This window comes from Vibrio sp. T9, from assembly GCF_003123985.1.
Lineage (GTDB): Bacteria > Pseudomonadota > Gammaproteobacteria > Enterobacterales > Vibrionaceae > Vibrio > Vibrio diabolicus.
Map to the genome: position 1 here is coordinate 155,594 of NZ_NIGY01000007.1, position 14,241 is coordinate 169,834.

Annotated in this window: 11 protein-coding genes; 9 read left to right on the forward strand and 2 right to left on the reverse strand. The window is 46.4% G+C overall.

The genetic code is table 11. From position 1 onward, the window contains the following. From dsrO to CBX98_RS15680, 9 genes are all read left to right on the forward strand, one after another. The gene (dsrO, locus tag CBX98_RS15640; RefSeq protein ID WP_005486371.1) at positions 1–768 is read left to right on the forward strand and encodes a sulfate reduction electron transfer complex DsrMKJOP subunit DsrO; all 768 of its coding nucleotides are present in this window, start codon (positions 1–3) and stop codon (positions 766–768) included. Next, positions 765–1,895, forward strand: coding sequence for an NrfD/PsrC family molybdoenzyme membrane anchor subunit (gene nrfD / locus CBX98_RS15645; protein WP_109169732.1), 1,131 nt, complete (start codon positions 765–767; stop codon positions 1,893–1,895). Before dsrO ends, nrfD begins: the two co-directional genes overlap by 4 nt. 17 nt (positions 1,896–1,912) lie before the next feature. Then, positions 1,913–5,005: a tetrathionate reductase subunit A gene (locus tag CBX98_RS15650; RefSeq protein WP_109169733.1), complete on the forward strand. Its 3,093-nt coding sequence runs from the start codon at positions 1,913–1,915 to the stop codon at positions 5,003–5,005. A 160-nt stretch (positions 5,006–5,165) separates the two neighbouring features. After that, complete coding sequence (locus CBX98_RS15655; protein WP_017448376.1) at positions 5,166–5,777, forward strand: c-type cytochrome; 612 nt, start codon at positions 5,166–5,168, stop codon at positions 5,775–5,777. Positions 5,778–5,785: 8 nt separating this feature from the next. Next, positions 5,786–6,838 (forward strand): c-type cytochrome, encoded by a 1,053-nt coding sequence (locus tag CBX98_RS15660; RefSeq protein ID WP_104971943.1) that lies wholly within the window; start codon positions 5,786–5,788, stop codon positions 6,836–6,838. Between the two features lie 304 nt (positions 6,839–7,142). Then, on the forward strand, positions 7,143–8,474 hold the full coding sequence (locus tag CBX98_RS15665) for a paraquat-inducible protein A (RefSeq protein ID WP_109169734.1): 1,332 nt from the start codon (positions 7,143–7,145) through the stop codon (positions 8,472–8,474). Next, entirely contained in the window at positions 8,467–10,113 is a 1,647-nt protein-coding gene (gene pqiB, locus CBX98_RS15670) for an intermembrane transport protein PqiB (protein ID WP_109169735.1), read from the forward strand. The genes CBX98_RS15665 and pqiB overlap by 8 nt, the downstream gene beginning before the upstream one ends. Next, positions 10,113–10,691: an ABC-type transport auxiliary lipoprotein family protein gene (locus CBX98_RS15675; RefSeq protein ID WP_109169736.1), complete on the forward strand. Its 579-nt coding sequence runs from the start codon at positions 10,113–10,115 to the stop codon at positions 10,689–10,691. Before pqiB ends, CBX98_RS15675 begins: the two co-directional genes overlap by 1 nt. A 207-nt stretch (positions 10,692–10,898) precedes the next feature. Next, positions 10,899–11,138 carry a hypothetical protein gene (locus CBX98_RS15680; RefSeq protein ID WP_005397103.1) on the forward strand — a complete coding sequence of 80 codons (240 nt, stop codon included), beginning with the start codon at positions 10,899–10,901 and terminating at the stop codon, positions 11,136–11,138. A 64-nt stretch (positions 11,139–11,202) separates the two neighbouring features. Here the strand turns inward: CBX98_RS15680 and CBX98_RS15685 are convergent, their stop codons facing one another. Further along, the gene (locus tag CBX98_RS15685; protein WP_006742667.1) at positions 11,203–13,041 is read right to left on the reverse strand and encodes an extracellular solute-binding protein; all 1,839 of its coding nucleotides are present in this window, start codon (positions 13,039–13,041) and stop codon (positions 11,203–11,205) included. Positions 13,042–13,538: 497 nt separating this feature from the next. Next, positions 13,539–14,240 carry an orotidine-5'-phosphate decarboxylase gene (pyrF, locus tag CBX98_RS15690; RefSeq protein ID WP_005397105.1) on the reverse strand — a complete coding sequence of 234 codons (702 nt, stop codon included), beginning with the start codon at positions 14,238–14,240 and terminating at the stop codon, positions 13,539–13,541. Position 14,241 lies beyond the last annotated feature (1 nt).

Here is a 14,241-nt window from a genome sequence, read left to right on the forward strand (position 1 = left end):
ATGGATTCCACCAAACGTCGCTTTCTTAGCGCCATTACAGCGGGTGCCGCGTTGATCCCCATTGCAGGTATTGGCACCGCAACCGCGGGCAATGTTATTCGCAATAACCAATCCGCCGACCGAAAAGGACAAGTCGGAAAACGTTACGCCATGGTGATCGATTTACGTAAATGCGTCGGCTGCCAAGCGTGCACCGTAGGCTGCAGCATTGAAAACCAAGCGCCAATCGGTCAGTTTCGAACCACAGTGAAACAATACGAAGTCACGCTCAATGACGGTTCCACAACCACACAAGAAGCAAAGGCCTTTATGCTGCCTCGGCTTTGTAATCACTGCGATAACCCGCCGTGCGTAGCCGTTTGTCCCGTTCAAGCAACCTTTCAGCGAGAAGATGGCATCGTCATGGTGGATAACAGTCGCTGCGTAGCGTGTGCGTATTGTGTACAAGCCTGCCCTTACGATGCGCGTTTTATCAATGAAGACACGCTCACCGCAGACAAATGTACCTTCTGTGCTCACCGCTTAGAACAAGGTTTGTTACCCGCTTGTGTGGAAACCTGCGTGGGCGGCGCTCGCGTGATTGGTGATTTGAATGATCCGTCAAGTGAAGTCCGCCGCTTAATTGCGAAGCACCAAGACGACATCAAAGTGCTAAAGCCCAATGAAGAGACCAAGCCGCATGTGTTTTACATCGGCATGGATGAACGCTTCACCAGCCACATCGACGGGCAGCCAGCTATTTACGACCCACAAGGAGAGCGCGCATGAACATCACCGAAGTGTTAGTCCAACCTCAAGCAATGGCTTGGCTCCCGTGGGCGGTGCAGTACTTCTTTTACATCGGTTCTGCTTACGCTGCCGCTATTTTGTTCCTAATCGCACTGTTATTTGAGCAACACACCAGTCATCGGTTACGCACCGCGCTGGTGCTAACGATGGCCATCGGCGCTATCGTCGGCCCGTTGGCGTTAACTGGCGACCTTCACCAGCCGGGACGAGCTTGGCATTTTTACGCGAACATCACGCCGTGGTCATGGATGTCTCTAGGCTCGCTGTTCCTGCCTATTTTTTCTGCGCTGGCGGTTGCGACAGCATGGCTGTATCTGCGTCAGGATCTTATCGCACTGCGAAATCAACCGGGAAAAGTACTACCTCTGTTATCTAAGTTGTCGCTTGGTGAATGGGCTATTTCTCGCAAAGTGATGCTCACAATATCTGCAATCACCGTGTTATCAGGCTTAACCATCGCCCTTTATACTGGAGCTGAAATTGCAGTCGTTCAATCGCGCTCTTTATGGCACCAACCCGCGTCACCAATTCTTTGGTTTGTCACTGCATTTATGGGCGCAGTCGGATTTTCTCTGCTGATTTGGTTACTGCTGCCTAGCCAATCGAAAATTCTCACTTCTGGTGATAACAATTTACTCAAAAAGTCACTGGTAACGAGCAGCGTTCTGACGCTGATTCTCCTACCCATTTGGGCATCCAACAACTCTACATTTTCGCTCTATTCTAGCGAACAATGGATGCACAACATTGCCTTGCTCACTTTTGTCGTTTTAGGTTGTGTTTTGCTCACCTTCATCTTCTTACGCGATACCCAAAAGTCCACATCAGCCAGATTTCGTCACGTCATAGGGCTCGGCTTTGTGTCTGCTGCCGCATTGGCAAGCGCGTGGCTGATTCGCTGGTTCACCATCATGGAAGTACAAACCATCGCCAAGTTCGATGCAGGGCTGTATCCATACCAACTCACTATGGATGGAAATGGCTGGATAGGCATTATCGGCATGCTCGGATTATGGCTTGCTCTGGCACTGCTCGGCTCAGAGCTGGTTCAGCCAAAACAAGATATCGAAGCAAACGCATCATCACTCACCTTAACTGAACGCTAATCAAAGAGGATTTCATTATGGATAACAAACGCCGTCAGTTTTTGAAATCAGGCCTTGCAGTCGGTGGGCTTGGTGCATTTGCTGCAGGTTACGCCACCACAACCAAGCACATGGTAGAAGGTGCGCTGGAAGGCACTGCTGGGCAAAAGACTCGCGATATTCACCACGGCAATTCCCTCGAACCAGAATACGCCGTCAATGACCAAGGTAATCTGATCCCAAATCCAAACCAACGTGTTGCGCCATCGATGTGTTTTGGTTGTTGGTCACTGTGCGGATTGCGTGTACGCATTGATAACCGCAACGACGAGATCTTGCGTATCAGTGGCAACCCATATCACCCGCTGTCTCATCAGCAACACATTCCGTTCGAAACGCCAGTCAAAGATGCTTATTTAAGTTTGGCAGGAGAAGCGGGTCTTGAAGGTCGTTCAACAGCATGCGCACGTGGCAATGGGATGCTAGAAATTCGCAACAGCCCGTACCGCATTACTCAACCACTGAAACGAGTTGGAAAACGCGGCGAAGGAAAATGGATTCCGATCAGCTACGAGCAATTGATAGAAGAAGTCGTAGAAGGTGGTGATTTATTTGGTGAAGGCCATGTTGATGGCTTACGCGACATTCACGATTTAACAACGCCCGTAGATCCTGAAAACCCAGAATATGGACCGAAAGCCAACCAATTGTTAATGACCAATGCCGGTAACGAAGGCCGAGACGACATATTCAAACGCTTCGCGTTCAATAGCTATGGTACACGTAACTTTGGGCATCATGGCTCTTACTGCGGCTACGCATTTCGTGCTGGCAGCGGTGCATTTATGAATGATTTGGATAAATTTGCCCATTTAAAACCAGACTTCGATAATGCGGAATACATCATCTTTATTGGCATGTCGCCTGCTCAAGCGGGTAACCCTTTTAAGCGTCAAGCACGCCAACTCGCCAATGCGCGAACAGAAGGTAGCTTGGAATACACCATCATCACACCAAGTTTACCTGCGGGTTCATCGAGCTTGGCGGCAGGTGACAACAACCGCTGGATACCAATCAAGCCGGGCACCGACTCTGCCCTCGTGCTTGGCATGATCCAATGGATCATCGAAAATCAACGCTACAACAAAACCTTCTTGGCGCAGCCGGGCGCGAACGCGATGAAACGAGCAGGCACCGCGCACTGGTGTAATGCGACACATCTCGTGATAAGCGATGAGCAGCACCCGAGAAACGGCACGTTTTTACGCGCGTCGGATCTGAATCTGCCATTCGAGGGCGAAGCGTTGTCTGATTCCGATCCGTACGTCATCGTGGATGATCAAAGTGGCGAATTTGGTGTTCATACCCAAGCTGAGGAAGCGGCACTGTTTGTCGATAAAACGGTTTCGCTTGCATCAGGTGAAGTGCGCGTAAAGTCGTCTCTGCAAAGACTCAAAGAAGAGGCGTTCAAATACAGCCTTGAGTTCTACAGCCAACAATGTGAAATCCCTGTCAAGCAAATTGTTGCACTAGCAAAACGCTTCACCAGTCACGGAACCAAAGCGGTGGTCGATACCCACGGCGGCAACATGCACACCAATGGGTTCTATAACTCGTTTACCATCATGATGCTCAATGCGTTGATTGGTAACATCAACATGAAAGGCGGCGCGATGGCGAAAGCGGGTGGCTACCCAACTTCCGCTGCGGGTCCTCGTTACGACTTCACCAAGTTTGCTGGCAAAGTCGGCCCGAAAGGCGTCTTTTTATCGCGCAGTAAATTCCCATACCACAAAACCAGCGAATACAAACGTCGCGTTGAGGCAGGAAAATCCCCTTATCCAACTCGCGCACCTTGGTATCCGTTTGCAGCGCCACTACTGACAGAACACCTATCTGCGGCTATTGATGGTTATCCATATCGCGTTAAAGCGTGGATCAACCACATGGCGAACCCGATGTATGGTGTACCCGGTTTGAAAACACTGCTGGAAGACAAGCTTAAAGATCCAAAGCAGCTCGGTTTGATTGTGTCTGTTGATGCGTTCATTAACGAAACCACCGCGTTGTCGGATTACATTGTGCCGGACACCGTTACTTACGAAAGCTGGGGCATGGCAACGCCTTGGCACGATGTTCCGGTGAAAACCGTCACCGCTCGTTGGCCGATAGTGGAAGCGCGAACAGAGAAAACCGCCGACGGTCGCTCGATTTGCTTAGAGAACTTTCTGATTGATGTTGCTAAGAAAATGCAGCTGGGCGGTTTTGGTGACAATGCAATTCAAGATGCACAAGGCAACTGGCACGCTCTCCATCGCGCCGAAGATTTCTATTTGCGAGCTGCGGCAAACTTGGCTTATGTGAAAGGCGGCGTGCCTGAAGTTTCGGCAGAAGACATTGCATGGTCAGGCTTAGAGCGTTTAATGCCAGCGATGCAAAGAACGCTAACAGCGGATGAGATGAAACGAGTGGCGTTTATTTTTGCTCGCGGCGGACGCTTTGAAAATGCAACCGAAGCGTATCAAGGTGATCAAATGAAGCACAAATGGACACGACCTGTTGCGATATGGAATGAACGTGTCGGCAGCGCAAGAAACACCATGACGGGAGATTTCTACACGGGTTGCCCAACATGGCATCCACAAAAACTGGCCGACGGCACACCAATGGAAGACCAGTTCCCAAGCTCAGAATGGCCTTTCAGCCTGACTAACTTTAAATCCAACATTCACAGTGCGGTATCCAACCTATCGCCAAGGTTGAACTCGATCAAAGGCGTAAACCCAGTGTACATCCATCCAGTCGATGCCGAACACGCAGGCATTAAAACGGGTGATGAGTTTGTTATCGAGACTCCATCTGCAAGCACCAAAGCACTTGCGATGATAGTCAGCGGGATTCGCCCTGGCACACTAGGATTTGAACATGGTTTTGGTCATACCGAGCTAGGACAACGCTCGCACTGGATCGGCGATAAACAGCAACCCGTAAAAACGCGCAGCCAAGATGGCGTCAACATTAACGACATTGGCTTAATTGACCCAACCCGAGAAGGCAAAGGCGTGTTGTTGGATTGGGTGGTAGGAGCCGCGGCTCGCCAATCATTACCAGCCAAAATCCGCAAAGCTTAGTAGAAAACCTAACCTGAAGAGCTGTCATTTAGCAGCTCTTCACATCCTCTAAATATGTGGAAATCCACAATACCTTTCCTTATTGACAAGGCCGACAATATCGTCCTAGTGACTACCAAGTAGCACTTGGACATATTAATAACAATTAAAGTGAGTCAGCATGTCAAAAATACTACCTGTGGTGACGGCCTGTTTGCTGGCAACCACAATGGGCGCAAGCGCCTCGTCTATTCCTGAAAAAGCCAGCGTGTGCAGCGGTTGTCACGGCCAAGATGGCATGGGTCAACCAAACATTGCGCCTATGATTGCTGGTCTGAACGCGAATTATCTCAACACCCAAATCGAACTATTCCTTAGTGGTGAACGCCAAAACGTAGTCATGCAAGGCATGGCGAAAGAGCTTAGCGATCCTGCCGTTCGTAAAGAAGTCATGGATTACTTTGCTAACCTTCCAAGCTACGAGTTCACTAACCCAGAGCAACGCGGCGACCAAGCCGACATTCGTAACCCGTATCGTAAATTGATCTTCCAAGGCGATTGGGATAGAAACATTCCAGCTTGCGCGACTTGTCATGGAGCCAGCGGAATGGGCGTCGACAAATTCCCTCGCCTCGCAAGCCAACATGCTGATTACTTAAAAACGCAATTGATGGCATGGAAAAACGGCACTCGCAGTGGTGACCCGCTCAATATGATGGGTACTATCGCGAAAAATCTCACTGACGAAGAGATTGAAAACCTTTCCTACTACTTTGCCTCATTACGTTACTAGGAGCAGACATGAAACGTTTATATTCTTTGTTCGCATTGCCTCTCATCTCTGCTGCTACTTTGGCCAACGAGCCACTGCCGGATCGTCAAACTGAACTGCCCGCGGTGAAAAAAAAGAATCACGGTGAATACTTAAAACCGCGTGATCTAGGCACCATTCCAAATACCGAATTTGGTGAGCAAGTAAAACGTGGTTATTCCCTATTTGTTAACTCGCAACAAATGCGCGGAAAATACGTTGGCAACGAACAAAACTGTGTGAATTGCCATATGGAAGCAGGACGAAAAGCCAACGCTGCACCTCTATGGGCGGCATACATGGCCTACCCGGCATATCGTAAGAAAAACGATCGCGTAAACAGCTATGCTGACCGTATCCAGGGTTGTTTCGAATATTCCATGAACGGTAAAGCTCCCGCTTACGATTCGCCAGAAATTGTTGCCCTTAGTGCTTACGCCTACTGGTTGGCGATGGGCGGCTTGCTCGACAAACATGGTATGACGGATGAACCAATTCCGGAGCTAGACGCAAAAGCGTTGCAAGTTGGTGGAAAAGCAAAAGACTTCCCGCTGCCAGAAGCCATCGCGCAAGCATTACCAATTGAAGAACGAGGTAATCTCTCTGGACGTGGCTACCCAAAAATCGCCGCCCCTGAGCAAGAACCATCACCAGAGCGAGGGGCATTAGTCTACGAAAAGAACTGCGAAACTTGCCATCGCGCCGACGGTTCAGGCATAAAAGGCACCGACGGCCATTCATACATTCCACCACTTTGGGGCGAATATGCGTATAACTGGGGTGCAGGTATGCACCGTATTAACACCGCGGCCTATTTTATTTACGAAAACATGCCGCTTGGGAAAAGTGTCCAGTTAAGCAAACAAGAAGCGTGGGATGTCGCGGCATACGTCAATAGCCACGAGCGTCCACAAGATCCACGATTTAAAGGCAACGTGGCCGCAAACGCAGAGAGATATCACCAACATCAAGGCTATTACGGAAAAACAATTAGTGGTAAGCAAGTCGGCTCGAATGCTTTCAAGAGCGGTACCGTCGAGTAAAAGACAACCATTCATCTTAAATACCAGTGCTCCCACCTCCCTGCTCAGGCTCTCTGGGCAGGGTTGTTTTACTCTCCTGAAGCAATCACTGCCCCCCTCCAAACCAGCAACGTTAAGTAGTTTTCGGCTTCCAACATACCAATCTTCGCAGTAAAATAATGCGCCAAACGCGACTTTGTTTATATCTTAGAGCTTCCATATACTATGACGCCAAAAGTAAGAAACTCGTAAACTCCTGAATCAAAACAAGCGTGTCTAATGAAAAAAGAGTATTCTTAGGACAAATGAATCCAAAACCTACCCGATGAGTATTCAACCTAATTCCCGTCAGTTAATTTCATGCGAAGAATGCGGCCTTGTTGTTCGTATTCCCGATATCGTTCAAGGGCAAAAAGCTCAATGTCCTCGATGCGCACATTCTCTGACAAAAGTGAATGCTAAGCCCTATCAAAGCGTGCTCGCCATTTCATCGGCATGTTTGATCATGTTGGTGTTAAGCATCTCTTTTCCTTTTATGTCGTTCAGTGTGCAAGGGCTATCGCAAGAAATCACCTTATTGCATGCAGCCAAAATGCTGGCTGAATTTCAAAATGTACTTTTAGGTGTGTTGCTTCTCGCAACGGTCGTCGTATTGCCTGCTATCTATGTCGGTCTCATTCTCTTTCTTCATCTCGAAGCATTAAAAGCGCGTAAACATACGCCATCCAAAAAACAGCAACGAATGGCGAAAGTTTTATGTCGCCTTCTGTTTCGAGTCGAACCCTGGCTGATGGTCGATGTATTCTTGATTGGCGTATTAGTCAGCTTAATTAAAATCGCTTCTCTGGCAGACATTGGAATGGGGACTTCATTCTGGGCGTTCTGCGTTTATACCGTACTGGTAGTCAAATGTATTTCTATGGTTGACAAAAGCTGGCTCTGGGGACACTTCATTCCAGCCATCGTGCTGCCCGATGTAAATGAGGGCGATACGCACCATAACCACAACCATATTGGTTGCCATACATGTCACCAACTCAACCCAATTGAAGCGAAAAAGCACCAATACTGCATTCGTTGTAAAAGCCCTATTCACAAATACAACCCAGCTGATAATTTACAAAAAGCTTGGGCGCTTTTGTTTGCGTCAGTCATTTTCTATATACCCGCAAACCTTTATCCAATGATGTATACCGTAAGCCTTGGACATTCAGAAGGTTCAACTATCATGGAAGGGGTAATACTGCTTTGGCATTTAGGTTCTTACCCTATTGCGATGGTAATTTTCTTTGCTAGCGTATTCATTCCAATGGCGAAAATGCTGGCACTCGCGTGGCTGTATTACAATGCGCAAAAAGCGCGATACCTTCCTCCCAAAGAAAGTATTTCACGCTTAAAGATATACCGCTTAACTGAGTTTATTGGTCGCTGGTCCATGATCGATATCTTTGTCGTTGCCATCTTAGTTGCACTGGTTCAGTTGCAAAACTTAATGGCGATTTATCCAGGCCCTGCTGCGCTCTCTTTCGCGGCAGTGGTCATTTTCACTATGCTTTCTGCAATGATATTTGACTCACGTTTGTTGTGGCAGTTGCCACAAAACGAAGTGCAGGAGCCGATTTCTGACAACTTAAACGAGAAAGCCAAATATGAGTGATGAGAACAACGTAACCGCTCAAATAAAACCGCAAAAGCAGATTTCTGCGATCTGGATTGTCCCGATCCTTGCGCTAGCCATGGGAGCGTGGATGCTGTTCCAATACATCAACAGTACAGGCCCACAAATTACTCTCCAACTGCCAACCGCAGATGGGATTGAGGTTGGTAAAACCGAGATCCGAGCACTGAATGTTAAAGTCGGTCTGATTACCGAAGTCACTCTCAGTGAAAACTACGATCACATCATCGCTAAGGCTCAGATGAATAAAGACGCGAAGCGCATGCTGCGAGATGACACCATGTTCTGGGTGGTGAAGCCTCGTATTGGCCGTGATGGTGTTTCAGGTTTAGAGACCTTGCTCTCTGGCGCTTATATCCAACTTCAGCCGGGTAAATCTAAAGTAGAAAAGGAGCACTTTACGGTATTAGATGTGCCACCGGTCGCTTCTCCTGATGCAGAAGGCCTGCGTCTTGTATTAACGCACCGCGAAGCTGGCAAACTAGGTGTTGGTGACCCGGTTATTTATAAAGGCTTTACCGTTGGTCGTGTAGAGAAAACCAGCTTTGATGTTGATACTCGCAAGGCGCTGTATCAACTCTTTATTTTCAAACCTTATGACAGCTTAGTGCGCACTCGTACTAAGTTTTGGCTGAATTCTGGTGTTGATTTACAGCTCAATGCCGAAGGGTTTGAAGTTAAGTTTGGCTCGCTAGAGAGCATGCTAACGGGTGGCGTTACCTTCGATACCGTTCCAGGTCTTGAGTCCGGTGAACAACTCACAGAAGACATGGTTAATTTCCGCTTGTACGATGATATTAAGCAGCTGAGAGAGGGTATGTACGATGACTACATTGAGTTCGTCATGTTATTTGATGAATCTGTACGTGGCTTAAAAGCGAATGCGCCTGTTGAGTACCGCGGTCTTCGTATCGGTACCGTGACGAGAGTACCGATGCGTTTACCAACACCAGAAGAAAACTTCTCTGCGAAAAAAATTCCAGTTTTGGTGCGCGTTGAGCTCGGTCGAGTGTACGGAGATTTAGAATCCCAATCTTTATCTATGTTCAAAGAAAAGTTGAAGGAAGAGTTTGCTCGCGGTCTCCGTGGCACCTTAAAGACTGGTAACTTGTTAACTGGCGCGCTTTATATTGATGCAGACTTTTATCCTAATGATGATCAGTACGTTCCAAGTGAATATGAAGGTTTAGATGTATTTCCAACCATGCGTGGTGGTTTTGCCCAAGTTCAGCGCCAAGTTAATGACTTCCTAAATAAGATTAACAGCTTACCAATGGAAGAAACGCTTAACTCTCTCAATGCAACGTTAAAAACGTCGGAAAAGACGTTGGCGTCAGCAGAACGTGTCGCGGACAGTATTGATAAACTTTTAAATCAAAAAGAGACGCAAGAGATCCCAACAGATATTCGCCAAAGCTTGCAGCAGTTGCAAAAAACACTCGATGGTTATGGACCAAACTCAACCATGTACAATGAAATGGAAGCCACGCTCAAAGAACTAGAAAGCGTGATGACAGAGTTTAAACCCGTACTTAAACAGCTAAACGAAAAGCCAAACTCTCTCGTGTTTGGAGAAGATGAAATCAGTGACCCAATCCCAGTTAAAGGCCAAAACTAATGAAACGAGTATTCTTTTTGTCTATCGCGCTATTTGTCGGTCTAACGGGTTGCAGTAGCGCTCCAGAAACTAAAGGGGCTTTGTACCTTCTACCTAAGGCGGAACCAGTGACGCTGAGCTCTTCTGATATCTCACAGCGCCCTACTTTAGTTGTTCGTCCAGTAAAACTGGCAAGTTATTTAAACGACAGTGGTATCGTTTACCGAACCTCTGAGACTCAAGTTATCCAGGCAAGAAACAATCAATGGGCGCATAGTATTTCCGAGCAAATCACTCAGAGAGTCGTCACAGAACTACGCCACAAACAGACTCATTACTGGCCGACTGAAATGAACAACCTGTTGGATCAAAATGATGAAGCCAAACTACAGCTTACGTTAAATAAATTTAATGGTAGCTACAAAGGCAATATCGAAATTGAGGGGGAATGGTTACTCATTAATGCTGAAGGTAATGTAGAAAAGAGTGCACCAATACAAATCTCTCAGCCTCTACAGAACGAAGGCTATGGAGCACTTGTCGACGCACTATCCGTCGGGTTGGAAGAACTGACTTCGGACATTGCCAAAAAAATCTAAGATCGATGTTAATTACAGGGAAGCAAGTTGCTTCCCTTTTTTGTGCTGCGAGAAGTTTTCCGATCGAAATAGATGTAGATAATCAAGCGAGACAAATTGATCTTAGTCAGACTGCAATCCGTTCTTTGGTGCTACTCTACGGCAAAATATAAAGCCCCATCCTATGACCTTATGTAGAGGTCTTGTTGATAAGGTTCTTGAGTAGCAATGTCGATTAACATTTCCGATTTAACCACCGCCCTAAATAAGGTGGAGCATATTCATAAAGTTCAGCTTGAAAATGTGCATCAGTTCTTTAAAGCAAACGAAGCTTTCTCGGTAAAAACGTTCAGCCAACTTATATCTAGTGACTCACTTGATGAGCGATTTAAAACCATCGACAAGGCCTTCTCTTTGCTTGGTGATGTGAAAACCTACCTTTTAGAAGCGTCTTACTTAGTTAAGTAAAAATAAAAAGCCCCTGTAACTTAATTACCGGGGCTTTCATTTGTATCGCCGCTAAGTTGTGGAGTTACAACTTGTAGCGATCATCAATAACCGTTGTCTCTGGGAAGGTTTTACCCTCGTCCATCGCTTCCTCAGTCTCTTCTTTTACTTTGGTATCGATCCAGAAATTACCAATATCCATTGGATGAAGCACCCATTCTGTCGCTTTTGTCATGCCATCTTTAGGAATTTTAACCCAGCGCCAATGTGCAACTCGAGAATAAGGCACCATGTATCCAGGAACGATGATATTCGCTTTGCTGACATAGTTTTGGATTTGATGCGATAAATCGTAACGCTTCTCCTGATCAAACTCAGAGTCATAAGCTTCAATCAACTTGTCCAGCTCAGGGCTGCTGTAGTTGGTGTGAGCATTCGTTTGTGGTCGATTAGCATTATCAGAGTGCAGGTATTCCCAATACGCAGGAATCTCACCAGAACCCATATTCAAGAACGCTAACTGATGCTTTTTCTCAAGAATGTATTTAAACGCAGATGAACCATCAACCAAGTTTAACGTGAACTCAAGACCAGCAAGTTTCGCTTGCTCTTTCAAGTACGCAATACGCGGTGTCCAAGAGTTGTATCCATAGGTGATAGCAAAGCTCAAGCGTTGACCCTTGTCGTTGACACGAATACCATCTGCGCCAACTTTGTCAAAGCCCGCTTTTTCGAAATGTTTAACCGCCGCATCGGCATCAAACTTAGGCGGTGTATTGTTAGGATCATCGTATTCGCCATGACCAAAGCCGAGTCCATGTGGTTTACGTGAATAATCTCCACGCATGATATTTTCAATCATGCCGTCATAGTCAGTGGCTGCCATAACGCCTTTACGCACTTCTAGGTTATCCAACATCGGCATCGCGGTGTTCATCCAAAGGCCACCAGCGCCTTGTGGTGCTTCGTTAAAGCCCCAGTACTTTTGGATATAGCCTTTTTTGTACACATCACTATCGGTTTTATCATGCCAAAAGCTTGGTAGCACCATCTCAAAGTAATCTAAGTTACCTTTTTCAAAGTGCTTCATGGCAATATCAGGATCGCGAATCACCTTAATGCGGACTTTTTCTACGTTGTAACGGTTTTTATAGTAGCGGTTGTTATACCCCCACCAATCTTCACCGACATGTTTGAATGTCACGCTCTTACCTTTCTTCACTTTATCAATGTAGTAAGGCGCCGCAGTTGGCTCAGATTTAAAGTTGAACTTTCTGACGAAGTTATCAGGCATGCCATCGTTATTTGCGTCCTTTTCTCCTTCAAAGAAGTGTTCCGGACGAGGCTGAAAACCATTACTCGGCATGTTAATCATAACCATGAGCGAGTCATGACTTTGAGCTACAGCAAGATTGACTTTGATCGTGTAGTCGTCAATTTTTTCAACACCGACAACGCTGTTCGTGAAGAAGTCGTTGTACCACGGGTCGATAATGTCTTTTGACGTGTAGTACTTCATCATAAAGACGTAATCATCTGCCGTAATTTTTTCACCATCTGACCACTCGGCCGTTTCATCAAGCTTAAAGAATACGGTTTTGTTGTCCTCTCCAAATGCCCATGACTTAGCAAGTTGGGGGATCCATTTACCAGTATTTGGATGACGCTGAGCAAGCTTTGGTGAACCATCCATTAAATATTGGCGCAAGCCGGAGTTCGCATCTGGACCAACACTTCGTAATGTCTGAGGAAAGCTCTGAATGTAAGTACGATAAGTACCACCTCGTACCGCTTCTTCAGAGGCGAACAGAGGTTCATTGTTATTTGAAATCCATTCTATATCAGCAGGTAACTCCGCCGCACTCAGTTGAAAACTGGCAGCGGTCAGTGTTGCAAGTACTGAAAATGGCAGTTTTTTAGTCATGTTTCTTCCTTGTTGTGTTTGCGATTAAGGTCGTAGCAAGGAAGACGGAGTGTGAAAGCTGCAAATAGAAAATACGCAGATAGGAAATAATAGGAGCGTAATATGAAGTGACTTCCTGCCAGCTTCTATATTAATTTCAAAGAGTTTCACTAGGTCATCCTAGACCTTACAACGCAGTGAATGCATCTTCGCCATAGTATTCTTTAGGCTTTTGTAACGCAAGTCATCAATAATACATGGTCGCATTTTCTATGCATCACAGTGAGTTATGTTACAAAAGTGTGATCGATACAGTACCAAGCCCTACTTTTCTCATAATAAACCGTAGAACCTTTATCCGAATGAGCTCCCCTCTACACCAATTAAAGCAAGCAAGTAAGCGAGCAGATATAACTGGTTAAAATGAGCAGTTGCTTACTACGGTTGGTATTTTTATTAGGTACAAAAAAGGTGAGGCATCACAGCCTCACCTTTCTTTATACAATACAAGACTGTGCTTACATACTAGACAAGCTATCATTGATCGATTTCAACACTGCTGCAGGATCCACAGCTTGAGTAATTGGACGCCCAATAACAAGATAGTCAGAACCTGACTGAATAGCCTCTACTGGTGTCATGATACGGCGCTGGTCACCTTGCTCAGAGCCGGCAGGTCGGATTCCAGGTGTAACTAACTTAAAGTCTTGACCCAGTTCGCTCTTAAGCAATGAAGACTCTTGAGCTGAACATACAACACCATCTAAACCAGCGTTTTTGGTCAATGTCGCCAGACGAATAACTTGATCCTGAGGCGCAATGTTCAAACCAATACCCGCTAAATCACTTTGTTCCATACTGGTTAGTACCGTTACTCCAATCAGAAGTGGGCGATCTTTACCGTATGGCTCAAGAATTTCACGTGATGCCGTCATCATGCGCTCACCACCGCTCGCATGCACATTCACCATCCAAACCCCTAATTCTGCGGCTGCGCGGACCGCCTTAGAACACGTATTTGGAATATCGTGAAATTTCAAATCCAGGAAGACTGAAAAACCACGTTTGTGGAGTTCACGTACGAAATCAGGACCAAATAGCGTAAACATTTCCTTGCCAACTTTTAGGCGACATGACGCAGGATCAATTCTATCTACAAACGCAAGTGCGTCTGCTTGGTTATCATAATCCAGTGCGACAATAACTTTTTGGTCGATCATT